The organism is Sphingobium sp. SCG-1, from assembly GCF_002953135.1.
In the GTDB taxonomy this organism is placed as follows: Bacteria; Pseudomonadota; Alphaproteobacteria; order Sphingomonadales; family Sphingomonadaceae; genus Sphingobium.
Window position 1 is genome coordinate 2,899,516 of sequence record NZ_CP026372.1, and the last position, 24,372, is coordinate 2,923,887.

The 24,372-nt window shown below is 59.5% G+C and carries 21 protein-coding genes; 11 read left to right on the plus strand and 10 right to left on the minus strand.

The annotated features are described in order from the left end of the window. Window positions 1–290: 290 nt before the first annotated feature. On the plus strand, window positions 291–2,654 hold the full coding sequence (locus C1T17_RS13210; protein ID WP_104953838.1) for a TonB-dependent receptor: 2,364 nt from the start codon (window positions 291–293) through the stop codon (window positions 2,652–2,654). A 92-nt stretch (window positions 2,655–2,746) separates the two neighbouring features. Here C1T17_RS13210 and C1T17_RS13215 read toward each other — a convergent pair whose 3' ends face one another. Next, complete coding sequence (locus tag C1T17_RS13215; RefSeq protein WP_104953839.1) at window positions 2,747–4,252, minus strand: tetratricopeptide repeat protein; 1,506 nt, start codon at window positions 4,250–4,252, stop codon at window positions 2,747–2,749. A 19-nt stretch (window positions 4,253–4,271) separates the two neighbouring features. Here C1T17_RS13215 and C1T17_RS13220 point away from each other — a divergent pair, with 19 nt between their 5' ends. The 9 genes from C1T17_RS13220 to C1T17_RS13260 all read left to right on the plus strand — a co-directional run bounded on the left by C1T17_RS13220 (window position 4,272) and on the right by C1T17_RS13260 (window position 12,222). Then, entirely contained in the window at window positions 4,272–4,589 is a 318-nt protein-coding gene (locus tag C1T17_RS13220) for a putative quinol monooxygenase (RefSeq protein ID WP_104955218.1), read from the plus strand. Then, window positions 4,586–5,377 carry an SDR family oxidoreductase gene (locus tag C1T17_RS13225; RefSeq protein ID WP_104953840.1) on the plus strand — a complete coding sequence of 264 codons (792 nt, stop codon included), beginning with the start codon at window positions 4,586–4,588 and terminating at the stop codon, window positions 5,375–5,377. Before C1T17_RS13220 ends, C1T17_RS13225 begins: the two co-directional genes overlap by 4 nt. Beyond that, window positions 5,374–6,135 carry an SDR family NAD(P)-dependent oxidoreductase gene (locus C1T17_RS13230; protein ID WP_104953841.1) on the plus strand — a complete coding sequence of 254 codons (762 nt, stop codon included), beginning with the start codon at window positions 5,374–5,376 and terminating at the stop codon, window positions 6,133–6,135. Before C1T17_RS13225 ends, C1T17_RS13230 begins: the two co-directional genes overlap by 4 nt. Window positions 6,136–6,155: 20 nt before the next feature. After that, a complete protein-coding gene (locus C1T17_RS13235; protein ID WP_104953842.1) occupies window positions 6,156–6,623 on the plus strand; it encodes a cupin domain-containing protein in 468 nt (155 codons plus the stop codon). A gap of 3 nt (window positions 6,624–6,626) precedes the next feature. Continuing rightward, window positions 6,627–7,928: a M24 family metallopeptidase gene (locus tag C1T17_RS13240; protein ID WP_104953843.1), complete on the plus strand. Its 1,302-nt coding sequence runs from the start codon at window positions 6,627–6,629 to the stop codon at window positions 7,926–7,928. 25 nt (window positions 7,929–7,953) lie between these two features. Beyond that, entirely contained in the window at window positions 7,954–8,949 is a 996-nt protein-coding gene (locus C1T17_RS13245) for a thiamine pyrophosphate-dependent dehydrogenase E1 component subunit alpha (RefSeq protein ID WP_104953844.1), read from the plus strand. 17 nt (window positions 8,950–8,966) lie between these two features. Then, complete coding sequence (locus C1T17_RS13250; protein ID WP_104953845.1) at window positions 8,967–9,959, plus strand: alpha-ketoacid dehydrogenase subunit beta; 993 nt, start codon at window positions 8,967–8,969, stop codon at window positions 9,957–9,959. Window positions 9,960–9,970: 11 nt separating this feature from the next. Continuing rightward, a complete protein-coding gene (locus C1T17_RS13255; RefSeq protein WP_104953846.1) occupies window positions 9,971–10,210 on the plus strand; it encodes a biotin/lipoyl-containing protein in 240 nt (79 codons plus the stop codon). A gap of 74 nt (window positions 10,211–10,284) precedes the next feature. Further along, on the plus strand, window positions 10,285–12,222 hold the full coding sequence (locus tag C1T17_RS13260; protein ID WP_223262600.1) for a pyrroloquinoline quinone-dependent dehydrogenase: 1,938 nt from the start codon (window positions 10,285–10,287) through the stop codon (window positions 12,220–12,222). On the opposite strand, the gene C1T17_RS13265 is transcribed toward C1T17_RS13260, so the two are convergent. From C1T17_RS13265 to C1T17_RS13305, 9 genes are all read right to left on the minus strand, one after another. After that, window positions 12,201–12,902: a TetR/AcrR family transcriptional regulator gene (locus C1T17_RS13265; protein ID WP_223262601.1), complete on the minus strand. Its 702-nt coding sequence runs from the start codon at window positions 12,900–12,902 to the stop codon at window positions 12,201–12,203. The genes C1T17_RS13260 and C1T17_RS13265 overlap by 22 nt on opposite strands. Before the next feature lie 262 nt (window positions 12,903–13,164). Then, window positions 13,165–14,253, minus strand: coding sequence for a nuclear transport factor 2 family protein (locus C1T17_RS13270; protein ID WP_104953847.1), 1,089 nt, complete (start codon window positions 14,251–14,253; stop codon window positions 13,165–13,167). After that, complete coding sequence (locus C1T17_RS13275; protein WP_104953848.1) at window positions 14,250–14,996, minus strand: glucose 1-dehydrogenase; 747 nt, start codon at window positions 14,994–14,996, stop codon at window positions 14,250–14,252. The genes C1T17_RS13270 and C1T17_RS13275 overlap by 4 nt, the downstream gene beginning before the upstream one ends. A gap of 24 nt (window positions 14,997–15,020) precedes the next feature. Further along, complete coding sequence (locus C1T17_RS13280; RefSeq protein WP_223262602.1) at window positions 15,021–17,303, minus strand: TonB-dependent receptor; 2,283 nt, start codon at window positions 17,301–17,303, stop codon at window positions 15,021–15,023. Window positions 17,304–17,344: 41 nt separating this feature from the next. After that, window positions 17,345–18,682: an aromatic ring-hydroxylating oxygenase subunit alpha gene (locus tag C1T17_RS13285; protein WP_104953850.1), complete on the minus strand. Its 1,338-nt coding sequence runs from the start codon at window positions 18,680–18,682 to the stop codon at window positions 17,345–17,347. Window positions 18,683–18,797: 115 nt separating this feature from the next. Continuing rightward, the gene (locus C1T17_RS13290) at window positions 18,798–19,487 is read right to left on the minus strand and encodes a TetR/AcrR family transcriptional regulator (RefSeq protein WP_104953851.1); all 690 of its coding nucleotides are present in this window, start codon (window positions 19,485–19,487) and stop codon (window positions 18,798–18,800) included. A 119-nt stretch (window positions 19,488–19,606) separates the two neighbouring features. Then, window positions 19,607–20,386 carry an SDR family NAD(P)-dependent oxidoreductase gene (locus C1T17_RS13295; protein WP_104953852.1) on the minus strand — a complete coding sequence of 260 codons (780 nt, stop codon included), beginning with the start codon at window positions 20,384–20,386 and terminating at the stop codon, window positions 19,607–19,609. Window positions 20,387–20,406: 20 nt separating this feature from the next. Further along, a complete protein-coding gene (locus tag C1T17_RS13300; protein WP_189338351.1) occupies window positions 20,407–20,826 on the minus strand; it encodes a nuclear transport factor 2 family protein in 420 nt (139 codons plus the stop codon). 28 nt (window positions 20,827–20,854) lie between these two features. Beyond that, a complete protein-coding gene (locus tag C1T17_RS13305) occupies window positions 20,855–23,296 on the minus strand; it encodes a TonB-dependent receptor (protein WP_104955221.1) in 2,442 nt (813 codons plus the stop codon). A 259-nt stretch (window positions 23,297–23,555) separates the two neighbouring features. Here C1T17_RS13305 and C1T17_RS13310 point away from each other — a divergent pair, with 259 nt between their 5' ends. Next, complete coding sequence (locus C1T17_RS13310; RefSeq protein ID WP_104953854.1) at window positions 23,556–24,359, plus strand: SDR family NAD(P)-dependent oxidoreductase; 804 nt, start codon at window positions 23,556–23,558, stop codon at window positions 24,357–24,359. The last annotated feature ends 13 nt before the right edge of the window (window positions 24,360–24,372 follow it).

Sequence of the window (24,372 nt, forward strand, 5' to 3'; positions counted from 1 at the left end):
CGCGGGCAAACATATTCGCGTCGCGTCACCGATAACAGACGTACCTGTGCCTTTGGCGCTCGGCTTTCATCGCGCTCCAGGGGGTGCACAGGGCGCCCGGCCCAACCCCGCAATCCATTCCGACACCTAATCCTGCGCAGAATCGCGTACTGAGCAAAAAGCAAACATGTTTGTCTTTTTTCTCTTTCCATAAACTAACATCTATGTTCTTTTATTAACGTCGCTGCATAGGCAGTGACCATCGTCCCGAGTCGCAAAACAAGCGACAGGGACTTACGAGGGAGGATGCTATGGGTGGATTCCGCCAATGGTCGAACTGCGCCTACGGAGCAGCAGTTAGCTTGCTTCTTGCAGGTACGAGCACCGTCGCACTGGCTCAGTCTGACGTATCGCCAACGACAACCGATCCAGCGCCAGCAATGCAGGAGCGCGGTCAGGTATCCGGTCTGGAAGACATCGTCGTCACGGCGCGGCGCGTATCGGAGTCGCTTCAGGACACGCCGATCGCCGTCACCGCATTTTCGGCGACGGCGATCGATCGCAAGTTCGCGACCGACATCCGTGCTTTGGCGGGTGACGTACCAAACGTGGTGATTACCAATGTTCCCGGCTTCAATGCAGCCTCGATCGGCATTCGCGGTCAGTCGACTGGCGACATCATCCTGACCTTCGAACCTGCGATCGGCGTCGTGGTCGACGATTTCGTGTTGGCGCACGTGCAAACACAATTGTTCGACCTATTCGATATCGAGCGCATAGAAGTGCTTCGCGGGCCCCAGGGGACGTTGTTCGGCAAGAACACGGTCGGCGGCGTCGTAAACGTCATCACGAAGCGGCCTGAACGGACGTTCGGCGGGGAGCTTCGTGTCGGCTATTCGAGCTTCGACACAAAGGACGTGAAGGCATCGATCAATGTGCCTCTCACCGACACTCTCTTCTTTCGCGCCGCCGGATCGTTCCAGGAGAGTGACGGCTACTACCGCTTGACGAAGAACAACGCTGTTGACGGCGTGCAGGGTTTACCCGGCACCGGCAAGCGGCGCAGCGGCAGCCGTTATTTCAGCGGCCGCGCGAAGCTGTTGTGGGAACCTACGCCCGACACCAACCTGATGCTGACTTATGAAATGTTGCGCGATCGGGGTGACTCTCCACCAAGCGTGAACGAGACGCCTCCCGGCTTCCTGTTCGATGTGGTTGGATTTCCCGGCATCCAGACGACGGGAGCAAGCCCCTTCAAAACGGGGACAACCTTATGCGCAGGAGACGCGAATAATCAGGGCAACGCGACCACCCCGACCTGTCCGGGCACACTGCTCGGCCATCGCATAAACGTTGATGGATTGTACCTGCGCGGCGAGCACAAGATCGACGGCGTGGGAGCGATCACCGTCGTGGGCGGATACCGCCGAGTGAAATCCATCCTGCCGTCGGATTACACCGGAGAGAACGCGTTTCTGTTCGTGTCGACCCGCGACGACGTGCGCAAGCAATATAGCCTTGAAACGCGCTTCAGTTCCGATTTCTCGGACAAGCTGAAGATGACGGTGGGCGCCATGTATTGGGGTCAGACGCTCGATGCGAGCGCGACATCCCTGTTGGGTTTCCTGCGTTTCCTTGGCGATCCTACGGCGCTTACCGATCCGAACCAGTCTACGTCGCACTATAAGGTCGACAGCTACGCTGTCTTCGGCGAGGCGGAATATAAGCTGGCCGACGCGTTCTCTCTCTTCCTAGGCGGGCGATACACCAAGGAGGAGAAGAGCTTCTCCGTGCAACCGCAGGTCCGCCGCTCGGTCATCGCGACGGGCTTCTGGCCGGAATATTCCGACAGCGCCAAATTCTCGAAGCCGACCTTCCGGGCGGGGTATCGCTGGGAAATTGCCGACGGGATCAACAATTATTTCACATACAGCCAAGGCTATAAATCAGGCGGCTATAATGAGCAGGCCATGTCGGCGACGTCGGCCCTGCCGTTCCGGGAGGAAACTGCGGACAGCTTCGAACTGGGGCTGAAAACCGAAACGCCGGACCGCCGCCTTCGCTTCAACGCTGCGGCATTTTACGTGAAGTATAACGACTTGCAGCGTGATGCTGTCGTACCGTTCGTCGATCCCATCACGGGGCTTCCCGGTCAGGAGACTCGCACCACGAATGCCGGCAAAGCGGAAGTCTACGGCCTCGAACTGGAACTCAGTGCGGTGCCCATCGACGGCCTGACTTTGGGGGCATCGATGGGCTATCAGAAAGCCAAATATCTCCAGTTCTTCACGGACATCGACGGCAACGGCACCAACGAGGACGCCTCTTTCCTGAAGTTGCGGAATGTTCCCAAGATTACCGCCAATCTAACCGCAAATTATGAGTTCCCCCCGGCCGCTTGGGGACAGATCAGCCTGAACGGTGACGTCAATTATCAGTCCGAATATGAATCGGTGACGCTCAATGCCGATTACACGCAGGGTGAAGCCAGAACGCTGGTAGGCGCGAGCATCCACTGGTCCGATCCATCGGACAAGTACCGTGTGTCCGTATTTGGACGCAACTTGCTGGACGAGGTGTATCGCGTCTCTGCCAACTCAGTCGCGGGATTGTTCAACTTCACCAATTATGCGCCGCCACGCTCGTTTGGCGTCGAATTTGCCGCGAAGTTCTGAGCGGCATAATGGGTGTCAAATCTCCCCTCCTGATCGTCGCCGTTATTTGGCGCGATCCGGAAACACCTGCCGGGTCGGCGCGACCGACCCGGTTATTTTCTGAAGCTGTGCGGACGCCCGATCCCAGCGGGAACGAGGTCGAAGGCAAAACTAATCCGGTCCTGCGTACCGCCAAATGGCAAGGTCGTGTGCCACAGATAGGAGGGAAACAGGATCATCCGTCCGGCGCGGGGCTCATAGCTGTGACGGGTGCCGCCAGCCCCCAGGCTGACGGGCAAGGCGCCGATCGCGAACCAGCCCTCCTCCCCGTTCGTTTTGGGCATCGCAGGATAATAGACGCCGGACAGCCAGTTCGGCGCATGGATATGCGGCTCCACTGCGCCACCGGGCGTCAAAATGGTGCCCCACAATGTGAGCGTCCATTTGTCGGGCTTGGCTTGCACAAAGGGGTGCGGATCTTGCGCCAGAGCATCGACATATTCCCGCAAAGCTTCCGTCGCGATGCGCGTCAGAGCGCTGAAAGCCGGCGTCGGCGCAGCCGCCAGATCGTCACTTTGCCGTCCGTGGCGCGTCACCAGCCCCTCCGGCTCGAATGTGAGCGACGGATGGCGCCTCAATTCGTTTTCCAAACCCTTGTTGAAGTCCGCCATGGACGCAAACCCTGGTGCCGTCGTGACGTCGATGATCGTCACAAAGCGATCGAGACCCATAAGAGTTTGGAGCTCGCCGGTACGCTCCGATCGGTCGAGCGCCGCACATTTAAGCGCGAGGGGAGTCGTAACGGACGGCAGCGCGGCAATGAGGCGATCCGTGATAGCGATGGCTTCATCGTACCGGCCCGCGCCGATCAGCGCTCGCGCCAGATTGACGCCCACCGGATGGCTGGGCGTCTCAGACTGAAACGCTGCGTCATATGTATCGATGGCGGCGCTGACGGCACCGCGCGCCTCCAGCAAGCCGCCAAGCTGGTTCGCCGCACGCGCATGTCCAGGCATTCGCCGCACCATGTTCGTCGCCAGCGTTTCAGCGGCAGCGGCTTCACCGTCGGCAGCGAGCGCATCAATGAGGTTCAGCGCCGTCTCGACATGATCGGGACGTATGGCAAGCGCCCTGCGGTAAGCGGCTATGGCGTCGCTTTGGCGACCCGTACGGGCGAGGACCACGCCCAGGTTGTTCCAGGCTTCGAAATGCTGCGGGTTGGCGGCGACTGCTTCGCGCAGTGGTCGCTCCGCTGCTTCGGGGCGCTCCGCCGCGATCAGACAAGAGCCGAGGTTCGCGAGAGTCACGGCCGATCCCGGACGCAGGACAAGAGAGCGCTGCAACGCGGCGATGGCGTCGTCGAACAGGCCAGCACGTTTAAGGGCAATGGCATGGTTGCCAAGCCGGGCGGGATTGTCGGGATCACCTTTTCGGGCGCGGGCAAACGCATCGAGAGCCGCTGCATCGTCACCGGTGCGCTGAGCAACAAGGCCGAGAAGAGTGAGGGCGTCGGGATCGTCGGCGCGCTTGGCAAGCAGCGCGTCGATCAGCGGGCGTGCCGCCGCCGGATCTGGACCCTGCGCCAGCCTGACCGCCTCATCCAGCAAACCCGAAGACATTGATCGAAAGGCCTCAATGATGATTGGCGTGATAATGCATGTCCGTACGAAGCCGGAAAAGTCAAACAGCTTCGCTGCCCTTGTGGCGCAACTGCAGAAGGATGTGCGCGCCAATGAACCGGACGTGCCCATCTTTCAGGTGATGCGCAGCAACGACGATCCGGCGCTTTTCGTGTTCACTGAAGTGTTCGCCAACGAAGCCGCACACGCCGCGCATCCCGACATGCCCTATCACAAGGCTATGTCGGCGGCTGGCTGGGACTGCGTGGATGGCGAACCGGACATCCGCCTTTTCACCCCGTTGACCGACGATGACATTCAAGGAGATATAGGATGACTGCTTCGCTTGCAGGACGAGTGGCGCTTGTGACCGGCTGCACTGGCGGCATTGGCTCTGAGATTTCTCGGGCGCTGGCGGAAGTAGGCGCTGTGGTTGTCGGCGCGGATATTCCCGAAGACGGAAGCGCGTGGGCGCAGAATGTGCCGAACGGCCAGTATCATCCACTCGACGTGACGAGAGAAGGCGACTGGCAGCGAGTTATTGCTGCGGTCGAGGCAGACCACGGCGTGTTGGACGTCCTCGTGCATGTCGCGGGTATCGTGGTGGTAGAGAAGCTCCAGAACACGACGATAGAGCAATGGCGCAAGCAGATGGCGGTCAACGTCGATGGTCCTTTCTTGGGGACGAAGGTTGCTGCCGACCTGATGCAGCGCACCGGCGCGGATCGTCCATTCGGAAGCTCGATCATCATCATCTCGTCGGTTGCGGGCCTGATTGGATCGCCGCTGCATACCGGATATTGCGCCTCCAAGGGCGCGGTGAGGCTGTTCTCCAAAGCGTGCGCGATGGAATTCTCTGCGCTAGGCTACAAGATCCGTGTCAACACCGTGCATCCCAGCGGTGTGAACACGACGATGGTCGATCATATCCTGCAACGCTTCGTCGACAATGGTTTTGCCAAGTCGGTCGAAGAAGCCGCTGCCGGACTTGCGCCTGCGCATCCCATCGGGCGCATGGCTGACCCTATCGACATTGCCAAGGCCGTCCGTTTTCTGGCGTCCGACGAGTCCGGCTATATGCATGGCTCTGAACTGGTGGTCGATGGCGGGTATACCGCGCAATGACGCGCTTTGCCGGACAGATTGCACTGGTCACGGGCGGCACGTCGGGAATCGGTGAAGCTGTCGTGCGCGGCCTTGCGGCGGAGGGCGCCAAGGTCGCTATCCTCTCGAACGCGCCGCAAGCCGATCTCGATAGCGCAATCGCCAGCGGCGATGTCGCGGCGGCACGGCAGGTGGATATCAGCGATGCGGAGGCCGTGGCGCGCGCTGTCGCCGCTTTGGCCGATGAAATCGGTGCCGCCGACATATTGGTCAACAATGCCGCCATCTGGCAACCCAATTCTGTTCCGGACAGCCCTATCGCGCTGTTCGACCGGCATATCGACGTCAATCTGAAAGGCAGCTTTTACGTCACGCAGGCCGTGCTGCCACCGATGATCGCACGGGGCGAAGGGCGGATCGTTTTCGTCAGTTCGGTCAGCGGCGTTGCAGGACGAGCGGGCGACAGCGCTTATTCCGCATCCAAGGCCGGTGTCGCCATGCTTGCGCGCACCTTGGCGGCCGAACAGGGACCAAAGGGCATCCGCATCAACTGCGTATGCCCCGGCGCTGTGGCGACGCCGTTGACGGCTGGGCTGCGAACTCCGGAAGGCGAGGCGGCCATCACAGCGCTCATGGAAAATCATCCCAGCCCACGCCGCCAGTTCTTCATGGACCCCGCGCAGATCGCGGACCTGATCCTGTTTCTCGCCAGCCCCCAGTCAAGCGCGGTCCATGGCGCCGTCATCGCGGCTGACGAGGGCCTTACTGCAACCATGTAACGTATTCGAGGAGACCGACCATGACTATCGAGCATGATGCTGGAAAGACCGGCGACCTTATCGTCAACATAGCCGACGCGCGGCCGCACGAACTGGGGCAAGGGACGACCATAAGGCTGCTGCGCTACAGCGAAGAAAGCGGCGACTGGGTGCTGTGGGTCGAGATGCAACCGGGTGCGACGTTCGCGCCACATTGGCATCTAGGGTACGGCCAATATTTCGTCACCAAGGGCGAATTGATATACGATGTCGGCTCCGCTCCTGCCGGAACCTATGGCTATGAACCGATAGGCTCGCGCCACAACGAAGCGCGCTGCGAGCAGGTAACCGAATATCTGTTCATGGGGCATGGCGCGGTTGCCTTTACCGACGCCGGGGGCGAGGTGCGATTCATCCTCAACCATGAATTCCTGCGCGATCTCGCAAAGGGATCACTTGTGGCCGACATCTCGAACGAGGGCGCGGACACTGCCCTCGCCGCGGCCTGACCGATGGCTAACGCCCGCGTCGCCCGTCTGCGCTCCTTGCTGGCATCGGAAGGGTTCGACGCTGTCGTGCTCAGCCATCCGCATGACGTGCGCTATGCCACCGGATACCATTCGGTACTCGAACGCTGGACGCAGATGGAGCCGTTTGCGGCGGCCATCGTGTTTGCCGATGTCGAGAAGCCGACGATCCTTGTCATTCCAGAGGCCAATCTGGGCATAGTCGCCGTCCTCAACAGAGAGGCGCAGAACTGCACCTTCGACGAAATCCGCACGTTCGACATGCTCAATTTCTGTGAAGTGAGCCGCTATGTCGATCCCGATCGACCGGGCAGTCGGCTGGCGGACGATGCGATGGCGATCGCGGGCGCAATCAGGGGTACATGCCAGCCCGATATCGCGGCGGCAGTAGCGGCGGCGCTCGCGGATCACGGACTGGCGGAGCGCACCATAGGGTTCGACGAACATCGCGTGTCGGCTGCGGTCGCTATCATGGGTGTGCCGCATGATTATCGCGATGCGCTCGACTTGATGATGCGCGTGCGTGTCGTGAAGACGCCCGAAGAGCTGGCACGTTATCGCACCGTCGGGAAAATGGCGGATCAGGTCATCGCCCACGCAGGATCGCTGCTGCATGAAGGCGTCGACTGGAACGACGTGCAGGCCGGGATCTGCGATTTCATGGTCCGCAACCGGGTCATCCCTGTTGACGAAGGCGCGATGCTTTTCGGCGGCAGTTACGACGGGGAGGATTTTATCCCCGACCTGTTCCGGACGGCGGGGAATCGTGCTTTACGGGACGGCGACATCGTCATCCTGGAAACGCAGGGTGTGCTCGACGGTTTCTGGATCGACATAAACCGGACTGCCGTGATCGGCACGCCAACGCCCGAATATCAGCGCCTGCACGACATATTGCGGGACGCCTTCCTCAAAATGGTCGACATGCTGCGGCCGGGTGTGTCCACGAACAGCCTGCCTGCAATCGGCTACGAACATCTCAAGGCACACGGCGTGGCCGCGCCGGAGAAGCTGCTGGTCGTCGCGCATGGCATTGGCCTGATGCCGCTGGAGATTCCGCTCCCCTATCCTGCCGCTGGCCTTGCCGGCGTGAAGCAGGGCTTCATCATCGAAGAGGACATGCTGATCAGCCTCGACAGCCTTTTCTTCGGTGCGAAGCTTGGCCCGTGCCACATGGAAAATGTCTACGCGATCACCGCTGGCGCGCCTGAGCCCATGTACGCGGCGCCGCTTGAACTGATCGTCGCAGGCAAAGCGCCCGCCACGTACGAACCCGCCTTCGCCTGACCGCTCTCCCTTTAAAGGAACAGCCATGACCGATCTCCCCAACGACCGCAGCCTGGAAAAATACCGCCGGATGCTGCGTATCCGCCATTTCGAAGACAGGGCGGAGGCCATTCACGCGGCAGGGGAAATCCCGGGCGCACTCCATACCTATGCGGGGCAGGAGGCGTCCGGCGTGGGGGCGTGCATCGCACTGCGTACCGACGACTATATGGTCGGCACGCATCGAAGCCATGGGCACCCCATTGCGAAGGGCGCGAAGCTGCGCCCGCTCATGGCCGAGTTGCTCGGCAAGGCCACGGGCATCTGCAAAGGCAAAGGCGGCTCCATGCACCTATCCGATTTTTCGATCGGGAGCTTGGGCGAAACCAGCATCGTCGGATCGGGCATACCCGTCGCGGCCGGTGCGGCGCTGGGGTCGAAACTGCAAGGCAACGACCGTGTGGCCCTATGCTTTTTCGGTGATGGAGCTACCAACGAAGGCGCTTTCCACGAAGGCATGAACTTGGCGGCAGTGTGGAAACTCCCGGCGATCTTCGTGTGCGAAAATAACGGCTACGCGGTTTCCACGCCCGCACACTCCGCAGTGCCGGTGAAAGACATCGCCGAGCGGGCAAAGGCTTATGCGATGCCGGCGATCATCGTGGATGGGCAGGATGTCGATGCCGTCGAAGCGGCGGTCACGGAGGCAGTCGAGCGCGCACGAACGGGCGGCGGGCCAACCTTGGTGGAGACCAAGACCTACCGATATGCCGATCACGCAGTCAATATGGGGCGCATCCTGCTCGATCGCGGCGACGAAGTCGATGAATGGCGCAAACGCGATCCGCTGACGCTCTACCGCGCGCGCCTGACTGAAGCGGGCGTGGCCGCCGCCACGCTCGATACGATGGAGCAGGAGGTCGCGGACGAAGTTGCCGACGCGCTGCAATTCGCCCGCGACAGCGCCTATCCCGAACAGGCCGAAGCCTTTGATGACGTGTTCGTCGATCGCCTGCCGATCCCCGATTATCTGACCGCCTGAAGGCTAAGGAACAGCACATGACGAAAGCCACATATCTCGAAGCGATCCGTCAGGCCCAGCACGAGGAGATGTCGCGCGATGCGCGCGTCTTCATCATGGGGGAAGACATCATCTGCAATGTCTTCGGCACCACCACCGGCTTTGTCGATGCCTTTGGCGTCGAGCGGGTGCGCGACACCCCGATTTCCGAAAACGGCTTTATTGGCGCCGCGGCAGGGGCGAGCATGGTGGGTATGCGGCCCATCGTCGATGCGACAATTGCCTCGTTCCTGTACCCGGCGATGGATCAGATCATGAGCATCATCGCCAAATCCCGTTACATCTATGGCGGGCAGGCATCGTTGCCGCTCGTGATCCGCACTTGCCTGTTCTACGGCAATTCGAACGCGGCGCAGCACAGCGACCGGCCCTATTCCATGTTCATGAACGTGCCGGGCCTCAAGATCATGGTGCCGTCGAACGCCTATGACATGAAGGGCATGTTGAAGGCAGCGATCCGCGACGACGATCCTGTCCTGTGCTTTGAGGACAGCACATGCTGGACCAGCAAGTCGGACATGCCCGATGATCCTGATTTTATCATTCCGCTTGGGAAAGGCGAGATAAAGCGAGAGGGAACCGACATCTCGGTCATTGCCGTCGCCGGTGCCGTTCCGCTAGCGCTTAAAGCCGCAGAGGTGCTGGCGAAGGAAGGCATTTCCATCGAAGTGGTGGACCCACGCAGCCTAGTGCCGCTGGACAAGCCTCTTATCCTGAAATCCGTGCGCAAGACCGGTCGAGCGATCACGGTCGATCCCGCGCATCAGACGTGCAGCGCCGCCAGCGAAATTTCGGCGCTGATCGTTGAGCAGGCATTCGACGCCCTGCGCGGGCCGGTGCTGCGCGTCGCGACGGCCGATACGCACCTGCCTTTCTCTCCCGCCATCGAAAAGGCGCTGTATCCGACCGTCGATCGTATCGTGGCAGCGGCCCGCACGCTGGTCGGCGCTGCGCAACCTGTGTCCGCATAAGGGGGGCAATCATGGCGAATATGAAAGTGTTGCTCCCGCAATTCGGCATGGGAATGCAGGACGCCGAAATCGTCCGCTGGCTGAAAGCCATTGGCGATCATGTCGAGGCGGGCGAACCGCTGGTCGAAGTGGAAGCGGCCAAGACGACCGTTGAAGTGCCGTCGCCCGGTTCCGGCACGCTAACCGAAATACTTGTCGGTGAAGGTGAGTCCGCAGATGTGCGGAGCCACATCGCGACTATCGCGGTTTGATATGCCGAACGGGGGGCACAAACGTCGCTGGGCCATTCTGGGGATTATGCCTCCTCCTGATATGCGCAGGCGGAGTGATTTGGTGGAGGATCGAGCATCCACCGTTGCCGAAGCTCTTCATTCCCACACGCCTTCCGGCGCAGACTGCCTGGGATCAATGGGGCGCGACATCGGCAGGCACGCGCTACACGCAAGCGGCGCAGATCGTGCCCGGCAATGTCGGTCATCTCCAGGTTGCATGGCGATATTCGACGGGTGAGCTTTCCCGCCGCCCGGAAGCTATGCTCGCCAACAGTACAAGTGAGACCACGCCGATATTGGCGGCCGGATCGCTTATCACCTGCACGCCTTTCTCCCGCGTGATCGCTCTCGACCCGGCAACGGGGCGGGAGAAATGGACCTTCGATCCGAAGATCGATCCGCGTTACAAGCTTCCCGATCAATATATTTGTCGTGGGGTGTCGCAATGGCGCGATCCTGACATGCCGCTGAATAGCGCCTGTGCGCAGCGCATCATTCTCGCCACCGTCGATATGCGGCTGATCGGCCTGGATGCACGAACCGGACGGCTGTGCAGCCAGTTCGGAAACAACGGCACGGTCAAGGTCGATCCGGGCCGCCTGCACCACCCCGGCGAGGTCAAGCTGGCGGGTCCAGCGGCGATAGCGGCGGGCAGTATCGTAGTAGGCACGTCGGTGCTGGACAATGTGCGTGCCAATGCGCCGCGCGGCATCATTCGCGCCTATGACGTCCGGACGGGACGCGCATTATGGACCTTCGACCCCATTCCCCAGACCGGCGGCAGCGACAGGGACTGGATGGGCAACAGCCGCCGCACGACTGGCGCTGCCAATGTCTGGTCGGTGATCTCCGCTGATGAGCGACGCGGCTTAGTATTCCTGCCGACATCCAGCGCATCGCCGGACTATTATGGCGGGCTCCGCCCCGGCGATAATAGGCACGCCAACAGTGTCGTCGCGCTTGACGCGCGGACTGGTTCTCTCGTTTGGGCACGGCAACTGATCCATCATGATATATGGGACTACGACACTCCCGCGCAGCCCACGCTTATCGACATCGAACGCGGGGGGCAGGCGATTCCCGCATTGGTCCAACCGACGAAGCAAGGCTATGTCTTCGTGCTCGATCGCCGGACTGGCGCTCCGCTTTTCCCGATTGACGAAGTGCCGGTTCCGCAGGGCGCGATGCCGGGCGAATGGCTATCACCAACGCAGCCACGTCCACGCCTGCCCAAGCCAATCGTGCCGCAATCCGTTAAGCCCGACGACGCATGGGGCTTCACACCGTGGGACCGCGGCAAATGCCGCGACCTGATCGCGCAATATCGCAGCGAAGGGTTGTTCACACCTATTACCGAGCGAGGCACGATCACCTATCCCGCTGCCTCCGGCGGCGCAAATTGGGGCGCGGGCGCCATCGATCCCGTCCGGCAAATCTATTACATCAATTCCAGTCGGGTCGCGTCCGTCATCCGATTGCGCAAACGTGCGCCGGGGGCCGGCGGGACCGTCAAGCTCTCCGCAACCGAAGATGTGTCGCCAATGGCTGGCACGCCCTATGAAGTGAAGCGCGAATGGCTGCTCTCTCCATTGGGCGCGCCCTGCACCAAGCCACCTTGGGGTGGCCTGACAGCCATCGATCTGCGATCCGGTCGTACTTTGTGGGACGTGCCTTTAGGCACGATAAACAATAAGGTTGCCGTGCCGCTGCCGTTCGACCTCCGCCTTGGAACGCCTAATATCGGCGGCCCGATCGCTACCAAAGGGGGCGTGCTGTTCATTGCGGCCACCATGGATGGTTTTTTGCGGGCGATCGATATGGCGTCAGGAAAGGAACTGTGGCGCGACGCCTTGCCCGGCGGCAGCCAGACAACACCAATGAGCTACATGGCCGGTGGGCGGCAGTTCGTGGTCATTACGTCAGGCCAGCATATGTGGTTCCAGACCAAGAGGTCGGACCAGATCGTTGCTTATGCCTTGCCGATGAAATGATCGCCAGCGTCGCGCTCCGCACGATTATTAGAGGCTTTAGCGCCAATGGCGCTTAATGCGAGTAGCGCCTGCTTTTCCGTAAGCATTTTGATGTAGCTGCTGCGGACAGGATCATTCAGGACAAGGCAGGCGGTTTTCAGGAAGTTCGCGTGCAATTCAATGCGGCATTGGTCTCCATCGACAGCACCCACAGCCCAGCGATGATAGACCACGAACTCGGTCGCCACGAATTCCTGTGCAATCCGCTCCAGATCGAGATCGTCTCGCGTATGGCGTTGCACAATTTCCCGGTCCATCCAGTTACGAAAACGGTTATAGGCGACCGAGCCTAACTCTCGGATCGCAGCTAGGCGCGGTTCAAGTGAGAAATAAAACCCAATGACCACCCGCGCATATTCTGAATCGCGATGCATCTCCGACACCATCCAGTCGAGTTCTTCAAAAACGACATCGATCGTGTAATCTCTCTGGCGGCGGGCGATGGAGGCACGCACTTCGCGCAGCCGATCGGAGACCGTTGCAAGGATGACGCCCTCCTTGTCGTCGAACAGCCGATACAGGGTTCTGGGGGCGACCTCTGCTTCGCGGCTAAGGCGGTCGATCGTCAGCGACTGTGTTCCCCCCTCGCCCAGAATACGATGCGCGCAGTCGATGATGCGCTGGCGCCGCTGTGTCATCATCGAACTGGTGTACTTGCGCCTCTGCTTCGGAACTACCTCTTCGGCCCGAACAGAGTTTTGCATATCGGGCGTAACGCGCTCTTTAGGCTTGGCTATCATATATTTGGAATTAGGCCGTCTGTCTTGAGCGTTCAACCTGCAATAGCTTCAACCCCATGGTCTTCACCGGGCAAGACAGTCATTATCAATACGCGTGATAGTTGAGCAGTGATTTACCGACCAAGGGACTTCACTTCATCACGACAACCGCATCATTGCTTCATCATTTCCACAATGCGTAAACAGGGTCTTGAGGGTCCCTTTTGCCCCGAAGAGTAAGAGCGGCATAAATGCCTTCACCGATCTGCTCTGTCGCCGGTTCAACGCGGCTCCAGTCACTGACGAAAGTTCGCTCGGCGAATTTCCAGCGTCCTTCCCGTCGCTCGAACCGATCTATGTAGCGACCGCCCGTCAGTATCTGCGATGCCCCATCCGCCGTGGTCGCGATGGCAATCACATATGTCTCACCCACTGCGGCGTCGCCAGTAACATCGATCCACTGATTGGCGATCGAGTGAAATGTCTGCGCGAACGCCGTCCTGACTATCTGGCAAATCTCCGAAGCGAAGCCCTGCCCATTGCCGTTGTACGCACCGCTCACAACAGTACTGTCGCTATGGAAGATGCTGGCGAGAAGAGCTTCATCGGCACGATCCACACCCCGGCAATATGCCATGGTCAAATCCGCGATTTGCTGCCGCGAGATGACGGCGTCGGCGGCTTCGCGCGTGTACATGTCAGCCATATTCATCGATGTATCTCCTGTCTCGGCTCGCCCTTTCGCCGCAGCCAGAGCGAGCAAGGCGATGCCTGGATCTGCTGGACCATGGCCGCCCGCAGGCACGTGATGTGCGAGAGAATTGAGGCCCCCTGCGACATGTTCGCCGGGCCAGTTGACGTTGGTATCGAGTACATAAGTTCTATGATCTAGCCGCCAGCTCCCGTCCCGTTTGGCGTGCCGATCAAGATAGCGACCGCATACCAGCCGTTGCTTCATCGCGCCGTCTGCTTCAGGCGCCTGCACATACGCGATGACATAGCTCTCAGACCGGGCTTTTTCGCCCGATATTCGTATCCACATCTGGCCGGTTCGATGCAGCGTCACCGGCCCGGCCTTTTGCGCATCGGTCAGGATGGTCGCAAACGCGCCTGCCGGCCCTGCGTAGAACCCGTAATCCACGCTAGCGTCATCATGATAGCAGTCGGCCAATAGCGTTTCGTCCGCCCGGTCAACGCCGCGGCTGTGCTGGGCAAGACGGTTGGCAATTTCCTGGATGTCGCCGACCTGAGTTATAGTGAGCGCCGCAGTCATCGCATCGTCTCGCCATTGTCTATGACGATGTGGGTGCCGGTGATCTGCCGAGACTCCTCGGAAGCCAGAAACAATACGAGATTAGCGACGTCTTCGGGAGCGCCCTGCCCCATCGCCTGAATCTGCTCCAGGCCAGCATCACCCTGCGGCAACTCGCCCAGCGCTCGGCGAGTCATGGGTGTGTCATGTGCGCCGGGCGCCACTGCGTTGACCCTGATCTTGTAGCCCTGCTCCTGACAATGCACGGCGATGCTTCTGGTCATGGCGATGATTCCTGCCTTGGCGGCGCTGTAGGCCGGGATGACGCCTATGCCTTTTAGCGCGGCCACTGAGGCTACATTGATGATGGACCCGCCGCCCGTTCTGGTCATCGCGGGCAAGGCGGACTTGCAGCCGAGGAAGCACCCTTCCACCATGACTTGCATCTGGAGTCGAAATTCCTCCAGCGTGCAGTCCTCCACATTGGCGAACCGCACAAGGCCGGCATTGTTGACGAGCACATCGAGTTTCCCGAAATGCGATATCGTTTGCGCCAAGACATCGTGCCACTGCGCCTCATCCCGAACGTCGTGCGCGAGAAACAGCGATCCGGGAATATCGGCGGCAGTCTGTTGGCCAAGTTCCTCCTGTATGTCAGTGATGACGACCTTGGCGCCCTCGCTGGCAAGCTTCCGTGCGTCGGCGGCGCCGAGTCCGGATGCACCGCCAGTGATGAGCGCCACTTTGCCCTCAACGCGTCCCATTTCGTTCTCCCGCCATAGGATTTTTTAGAAGTTGAAGGTCGCCGTCCCGCCGAATTGGCGCGGCGGGGCATATCCGGCAATTCCGCCATAGCCGGGGGAGTCATAGACGGTGGAGATGTAGCGGCTGTCGAGCAGATTCCTCGCCCATAGCCCGAGCGACCAGGCGCGGCCTGCGGGATAATAAGTGATGGTGCCATCCACCAGATGCGTCGGCTGTATCTTCGAACGCGGCGTATCGAGTATGGCCGTGTAATATTTGCTGCTGGTGTAGGCGTAGTTGACGTCGGTTACGAGTTCCGCGCCATTGCCCAGCGGCACGACAAAATTGGCGCCGAACGACGCATTCCACTTGGGCGCATTTTGCAGGCGATATCCCTGCAAGTCGAGCGCTGCGCCGGAAAGCGGATCGATATAGGCAAACGTCTTGTACTTCGCGTCGAGGTAAGCCAGCGACGCGCGCAAAGTCATGCCCTCGACCGGGACGGCCGTCGTTTCCAGTTCGAACCCTTTGATCTCGGCTTTGCCTGCATTCAGGATTCGATTGCCCTGTGTACTGGTTGTTGAATCGAAGTAGATCTGCGCCACCTGAAGATCGCGGTAATTAGTGTAGAAGATGGCGAGGTTGGTGCGCAGACGGCGGTCCAGAAAGTCCGCTTTCACACCGACTTCAAAGGTATCGACGGTCTCCGGATCGAATGGCTCGCTGCCATCGGCCGGAACGCCTACACGACCAGTGAAGCCACCCGATTTGAAGCCGCGCGCCCAGCTTGCATAGAGCAGTCGGCGATCGCCCAAATCATAATCCGCGCCAAGCTTCCAGCCGACATTGTCCCAGCTCTCCGTGCCGCCGGTCGTGAACGCGCCGATCACCGTGTTGCCGATGCCGGTATAATTGGATCCCGCCGGGTTGCCGATGCTGGTCTCCAGGCTTGGCGTAGATTCCGTTTTCTCGTGGGAGTAGCGAATGCCGGCCTGAAGCTTCAGGCGGTCGGTGACCTGCCAATAGCTTTGGGCGAATCCGGAGATCGAGTAATTATCCTGATCCTGCAAATTGATCTGTAGCAGGCCAGGCGCGGCGAACTGCAGGCGGTATGCCTGAATGTGATCGTAGTGGGTCTTGAGATAAAAGCCGCCGATGAGCAGGTCGATGTCGTCGTTGACGGCAATGTTGCTCCGCAACTCCTGGCTGAACTGCCAGCCGCGTGTCCGGCGGTAGGTGTCGTTCTTGAACTCGGGCGTTCCATCCTGATCAGTATATTCGACCAGCTTGAACTTCTTGTAGCCGGTAATAGATGTGAGATCCCCGATCGGCGTGTTCCTGTAGTTGATGGTCAGGCCGCCCGTGTAGGTATCCATATTCGAGATGTCGGGCACGCTGTTGTTCGCGCCGTAATATTTCTTCGGCGCTCTGCACTGGCCGCCACTGATGCAGGGGCTGGGGTACATGCCGTCGACGCCCGGCTCTTCGAAGATCGCTTCACCCCGGTAAGAGCCATTGATGACGATGGGCGATCCGTTGCGGGCATTGACATACTCGCCCTGCAACGTCGCGTCGAAATCCGATCCATCGGGCGCGAGGCGGAGATAGGCGCGCACCGCATCCAGGTTCTTGCGACCAAGATCGGAGCCATCCACGACATTCGTGACCCAGCCCTTCCGCTGCGTGTGAATGCCCGCAACCTTAAGCGACAACAGATCCTTGACCAAAGGCGCCTCGATCGATCCACTGAGGTCGAACCGATCATAGTTGCCGTATGCACTCTTCACGAACCCGCCGAACTCGCCAGTGGGCTGCGCCGTGACCACGTTCACGACGCCACCTGTGGTGTTCGCGCCAAACAGGGTTCCCTGCGGCCCACGCAATACCTCGATCCGGTCGACGTCATACAAGTCGAGCAGCGCGCCCATGCTGAAGAATTGCGGGATACCGTCGACCACTATGGACACCGTGTTTCCGGCATAGGGGTCTGGTTCAATGACGCCGATGCCGCGCACGGTGAACACCGCCGTCTGCGGTGTGTTCGCGAAGTTGTCGATCTGAACATTGGGTATCGTGCCTTGCAGAGCCTGCAATGTAGTGACCTGCGCCGCGCCGAGGCTCTCGCCGCTGACGGCCGTTACGGAGATCGGCACGTCCTGGAGATTTTCCGATCGCTTCTGGGCCGTGACGACGATGTCCCTAATGCCTGTCTCCGGCTCCGGAGCGGCAGCGTCCTGTGCGTAGGCAGACCCTAAGGTCAACGCCAGCGCGGAGATCGTCGAAAGCAGGCCAAGGCTCTTTCCGGCCAACATTCTGGCAGTTCGCATTGCACTCTCCCTTATCACATTATTTTATTGGAATTGGGCGTTCAGCGTCGCCCTTCGAGATAATCGTTGAGCACTTCATGGAAGAAGCGGACACGCGTTTCCTGCGCGGTCAAATAGGCGTCCTCATAGCCTTGCGAGTGCATGCCCTGTTGCTGCCCTTCGGCGAGCATCATGTCCTGATAGACGATCTGCCCCTCGATCTCGGGCACGCCGCGTCCATTGTCGAAGGCGCGGTGTTGCATCTCCGCCTCCCGCAGAGGCTGTGGTCCGGCCATGATAGATTCCACTATCTTTTGTCCCGCTACGGGGAATGCCATGCACCACAGATCGAATGTGCATTTGTTGGGGTCCGTCGGATGCGGCTCCGTGCGAAAGAAGATCAGATTGTCGGGCAGGAAGGATATCGTAACGTTGGGGAAGATGACGGTATGGGGGCTGTCGGTGATCTCCTCGTCCGTCATATGCTCGTAGTGCAGATAGCCGCGCTCCTTCCACAGCCGCCGCTTGGCCGCTTTCAAGTCGAGCCAGCCCTGCATCGCCCTGGCTTCGTAATCAGGGTAGCTGGCGGGATCGATGTCCCACTGACGCAGGATATAGTCGAAGGGATGAGGCTCGCCTTCCGGTAGCCGATCGCTGAGCGAGGGCCGCATCGGCTGCACCGTTCGCCCATGCCCGCCTGGATACATCTCATGCCGAGCGGTATCGACATCCTGATCGATCCACGGCGGCACTTGCGGGTGCGCCGTGCGCGTATGATAGCTTTCGCTGAAGTTATCGGTCGCGAATTTCCAGTTCGTATTGAGATCGATCTTCATCCAGAAAACGCGCACGGCCGTTTCCATCGGATAATTCTTGTAGATCTCCGGCATCGGCGCGAGATAATCGAGTAAATCCGGCGCATTATCGTCCATCGTGTACCACACGAACCCGCCCCAGATGGCGCAGCGCAGTTCCTTCAGTTTCAATTTTCCGCAGGGATTGCCCTGTGGAAAATCATGGGCATCCTGCGCATAATTCAGCACGCCATCCTTGCCCCATACCCAGCCATGATAGGGGCACTGAAAGCTCTCAGCGGCGGCGCTGTCATTTACGAGACGCATCCCGCGATGGCGGCAACTGTTATAAAATGCCCTGATCGAACGATCGTCCTGCAGGACGCAAAAAACGCTCTCGTTCATGAAGTTGTGGACGACGTAGTCGCCCGGTTCTTCCAATTCAGCAGTGCGCCCCGCGACATGCCAGATGCGCGTCCACATCCGCTCCCACTCGCGCCGCATAAAGTCCTTCGACGTGTAGCGATCACCCGTGATCGGATCGCCACGCAGATTGGAGGGTTCACGACCATCAATCGTAAGGGGATGAATATCGGTTTGGCCCATTACTTCCTCCAGTCGCTGCGCGTGTGCGCAACGCCATTAAAACCGGAGATTTTCCGGGACATAATCCATCTCCGTTCTGCCGACTGTCCTCATCAGCTCACGGCTATGTTTTGCCTTAAATAGGTCGATCGTCCAACCTGTGAGATTGGTGAGGTTCGCCGGCAATGCGCTCGAGCCCAGCGGCGAAAAAACGGATGATCGCGCCCGAATTTCTGCCGATTGCATTGGACATGTGGTGATTTCGCGTCAGGTCGTCGAGGAATCCGGGATCCTGCACCATGAAGATGAGCGCAGCTTCCATGATGTACATTCCAAAGAGGATTTCGCTCTCTGAGGTGTGTGGCATGAGCTTCTTTATTCGCTGTTCGAAGAGGTCGCTAACGACGCTCAGCTTGGCCAAAATCGGCCGCAGTTCCGGCATCCGATAGGAACTCATCAGGTGCGACGTCATCAGGACATAGTGTCGCAACTCATGTCCCGGCGTCGACGCGATCGTGAGAAACGGCTGGACGAACGCTGCAATAGTCTGCTCGATCGTCAGACAGCCTTCGGTTGATCCGTCGGCATCGGCGAAACTGTCGGAGATCGTCTGCTGGAGCAGATCCAGTTTGCGTTCCATGGCAGCGCGATAAATCTCATGCTTGTTGCCGAAGTGATAGTGCGCCGCGCTGAGGCGGACATTTGCCGCATTCGCAATGTCACGCAGGGATGTGCCGTTATATCCATGCTCGGAAAACAGAACTTCGGCGGCATTCAGGATAACCTGTCGGGTGTCGGCCCCCTTGCTGGAATTCCTAACCGCCATTCGCCCGCGTCGACCTCATCCGGATACTGCCCTTTAGCAGGAGCTAAGGGCAAGTTTCCGGATTGTCACGAATCCTTGAGAGAAATTCTAACTGCTGCGCGGGGTTGCAGACGGCTTCCTCAGACACCCATGGTGCCGGCGGTCGTCGCGCCATCGATCGCATATTCCCCGCCCGAGATGAACGCAGCATCATCGGAAGCAAGGAACGCCACGAGCGCCGCGACTTCGCTTACCTTCGCCATCCGCTTCATGGGCGACATACCCTCGAACATGCCGCGCGCCGCCTCTGGATCGGGAGCACGGTTGATGACGGTCCGGATCATGTCGGTTTCCACCACGCCCGGCAGGATGCTGTTGCAGCGGATTTGCAGACCGGCGCTAGCGCAGTGCATCGCGACCGACTTGCCCAGCGCTACGATCGCGGCCTTGGTCGTTGAGTAGGCAACGAAATTGCCCATGGCCCTGTTGGCGTTCATCGACGAGTTGATGATGATGGAGCCAGTCGGCCCTCCAGGATTGTCACGCATGATCCGCACGGCTGTTTGCACGGTCAGCATCACCCCCGTTAGATTGACTGCGATCAACCGCTCCCAGGCATCGAAGGCGATAGTCTCAACATTGCTGTCCCCTGCCTCGATCCCCGCATTGGCGAACATGATATCCAGTCGGCCAAAGTCGCCGCGGATGCGCTGATCGGTCTGCTGCCAGTCGTCAGGACTTTCGACACGGCTTTTGATGAACATAGCGCCCGTCGCATCAATCAGACTGCGCGCCGCATCTTCATTGGAGCCTGTGAAGATCACGGTAGCGCCGTCGGCAACCAGGCGTTCAACCGTGCCCCGTCCAATGCCGGATGTTCCTCCAGTGACCAAAGCCACCTTGCCGGCAAGCTGCGCCATGTCTTGTCTCTCCAAAATAATCAGGCCAACGAAAGCGTACCGGTTGCTCTGGCGATAGCGGCAGTGTCGTAATAATAAGGCGTGATACCGCTGAATTTGTCGCCGCGCACGTGCAGCACTTCACACATCGGCATCGCCAGCCGCTCCCCCGTGTGCCGTGATGTTGCGTGCATGGTAAGCATGACGATAGCATTGTGTTCCGATATCGCCATGTCATGCCGATCCAGTGAAGCATCCTCCCAGAACGCGAATACTTTCGTATAAAGATCCTGCAGCGCCGTCTTGCCCAGATATTCGCCGCCATAAGGCAGACCTTCGGCTTCCACGATGCGGAAGTCCTCCGTCAACATTTCCCCTACAGCGTGCCAGTCGCCGCTGGCGGTAAGGGCGTAGATCGTCTCGACCATCGATATGATCTTCTGGTAACGCGCCGTTTCCATCGCATCCTCCTTCTGGCAGGAACCGCCCCTAGAATTTGGTGCTGAACTGAATTTGCACCGTTCGTGGGAGTGTCCCGAAGCCAAGCTGATCAGCATGTGCCGGGGTAAGCCCACCCGATGCGCCGCCCGTGGATGGCCCGTCGACTGCCCCCGTCACGTAGAAGCGGTTCGTGAGGTTCTTGCCTATCAGCGCAACCTGCCAGCTTTCATTTTCAGGGCCGACGCGCACACCCGCATCTATGGTGACATAGCTTGATTGCCGTGAGTCCAGCGCGCCGAAGCCGGAGGCGAGGTAGGAGTCGCTGTACCGCGCATCAGCGTTGAACCCGACCATCATGCCTGACCCCATCGTCATATCATAGGCGAAGCCAAGCGTACCGGTCCATTCCGGCGCGACAGAAAGCGGCTGGCCTTCGAGATCCTGGCGGAACGCCGCGCCCACCGCAACATTGCATCCCTCAGCCTGACTTTGCCCGGCGTAGCAGGGTGCATCGGGAAAATCGGTATAACGCGCCTTGTTGTAGTTTATCGAGCCGTGCAGGTTCAGCCCCTCCAGATTGCGCGGTGCATACTCAAACTCCAGCTCCACACCCTTGGTTCGGGCATCGGCCGTCAGCGTCTGAAATGCAAAGATCGGCGAGTTGAAGAAATCCACCTGAAGATTGCTGTAGCCATAGGTGTATAACCCAAGGTTTAAGCGAAGCTGATTGTCGAGCAAAGTGGATTTGATGCCGACTTCGAAGCCGCGTGCCTTTTCCGGATCGAATGTCAGGTCTGCGAACGGCGTCGTCGATAGCTTCGAATTGATACCGCCATTGGAGAAACCGCCTGATTTGTACGCCGTTTTGTAGGCGCCATAGACCAGCAAACCGCTCGTCGGTTTCCATGTGATCGTGGCTTCCGGCGACCAGTCGTTAAACGTCTGCTTGGCAGTGACTACGCCCAATCCGTCTGGATCGTCCTGCGGCCTGAAAATCGTCGTAAGACCGGGATTGTTATAAGGCTGCGTGAAGAAGCTGTCCTTGGTTTCGTGAGTGTAGCGCACGCCTCCTGCGATCTCGACCGTGGGGATGACTTTCCAGGTCACCTGCCCGAACGCGGCGACTGTCTCTCCATCGGTAAAGCTGGTTTTGCGTGTTGCCAGGAACTCATTTTCCGGACTGGCAGCGCTATTGGTGAGACCTGCCAGTAGAATATACTGGTCGAAAGTACGCTTGGTCTTTTGATACAGGCCGCCGATCATCAAGTTAACCGGGGAGTCAAATGTCGTGAGGGCGCGAAATTCGGACGAGAAAGCATGGTAAGTCGAATTTTCGGTCGCCCAGTTGGACGCCGGGCTTGATTGGAAGTCGCAGGCGCAGGCCCAGCGATTATTGTTCCAGTTGTAGTTAGTGACTGACGTCAGCGTCACGTCTTCGAGTTCATAGGCGACTGTGCCCGTCACCGCCCAGGACTTGTAGCGATTATAGAGGCTGCCGTCTTCCTTGGCGAAAGGGACCTGGGCGGCAAACTCGGCTGGTATCTTGTTTTGATGCGTTATGAAATCGCGGCCACATGCATAGCCATTAAGCTGGCTCACTCCCGTCGGACAGTTGAACGCGACATAGTTCCAGCTGTTGTTGTTGGCCTTGTTGTATGTGCCCGATGCTTTCAGCGTAGCCGTGAGTTGGTCGGTCGGTTCCCACTTCAGCGTCAATCGGCCGAGCAGTTCCTTTTCCTTCGGCTCGTCCTCCGATGATGGTTGCGCGACCACGCTACCTGCAACACCAGTAGCAACATCCAGCGTGGCGTAATTGAAGGGCGCCGCAACGTTCCTGTAATAGCCCTCGAACATCTTCGATGCGCGAACAGCAAGGCGGATGCCAAGCGTATCGCTCAGCGGGCCGGACGCCACTGCCTCGATCTGCGCTTGCTGAGCGTTGAATTCATAGGCAGCCCTGCCCTTGATCTCGAACGTCTGCGTGGGATCGGCAGTGGTGAGCGAAATGACGCCGGCGGTGGCATTCTTTCCGAAGAACAGCGCTTGCGGGCCTTTGAGAATTTCCACCCGCGCAAGATCGAAAAAGCCCTCATTGATGATGCGGCCTTGCCCGTAATAGACGCCATCGACGACCACGGCCACCGACTGTTCGATGCCGATGGAGGTTGAGGACGAGCCAATGCCGCGCATCGTCAACTGCGCGCCGGAACCGTTGGACGCTCGACCAACGTTCAGGTTCGGTGTGCGCGCGGCTATCTTTTCGATGGAAGTCAAATCCTGACGCTGTACGGTTTCAGCCGAGATGGCAGTGACGGCGACGGGAATATCCTGAACACTTTCTTCCCGCTTGCGCGCCGTGACGACAATGTCGGTAAGGCCGCCCGGCGTGGCGGCCGTCTCTTCGGGGGTGGCATCAGCCTGCGCGAATGCGGGCGGTGCGATGCCGACGGAAAGAGCCAATGCGCTGACAGCTAATTTCAATGTTCGCATATGGACGTTGGTCGTCACGACATCTCTCCCTTTGAGCGCAGCGATCGGTTGCCCTGCGCCTTTTCCTAATGTGATCTACTTCGCGCATGTTGATGCATGCCGCGGAATGTTACCGAACAATTGCGCGGCATTCCGGTTGAAGTCACCCTGTGACAATCGGCAGGTTCCCGTAATGACCGCACCATGAGCAATCTGCCGCCAGCAACGCACGCAAAAAAGCGCCTCTGCGAAAGACCGGACGCAAAAAAAGGACAGTGTGATGATGGGACGGTTGGAAGGCAGAATTGCTTTAGTATCAGGCGCATTGCGAGGTATCGGACTTGCCATCGCTCAGTGCCTCGACGCGGACGGAGCGAGGACGATCGTCACGGATCTGGACGCACCGGACAGTGAGGCTGTCGCCAACGCGCTGCACCCTATGGCAAATGCGAGCTACATCCGATTGGATGCGACGGACGAGGAGTCCTGGATTGCGGCAAAGGCGGAGATCGAACGCAGCTTCGGCCATCTCGACATCCTCGTGAACAATGTCGGCGCGGACCTTACGGGCAAGGTGCAGGACCTGAAGCTGGAAGATTGGCGACGGCTGATGGCACTGAACGTCGACACCGTGTTTCTTGGCACCAAGACCTTCCAGCCCCTTCTTGCCAAGGGGGGGATGAGTACCCCCTACGGTTCCAGCATCATCAACATCAGTTCCATCATGGGGTTGGTGGGTATGGGCGAAGTGTCGGCCTATAATGCGTCCAAGGGCGCGGTGCGGTTGTTCACCAAATCCAATGCCCTGGAATTTGCGGACGCAGGCGTGCCTATCCGCGTGAACAGCGTGCATCCCGGCTTCGTCGAAACACCTCTCTTGCTGAAAGGCATGCAGCGGTGGTCGGAGCGGGACGGCACGCTGACACCGCAGCAACTAATTGAAGCTATGGCGCAGACCACGCCCATCAAGCGCCTGGCCCAGCCGACAGAGATCGGCAAGGTCGTGGCGTTCCTTGCAAGCGACGACGCCAGTTACATGACGGGAAGCGAAGTCGTGGTCGACGGCGGCTGGACCGCGCGCTGATGCCGCAGTGAGA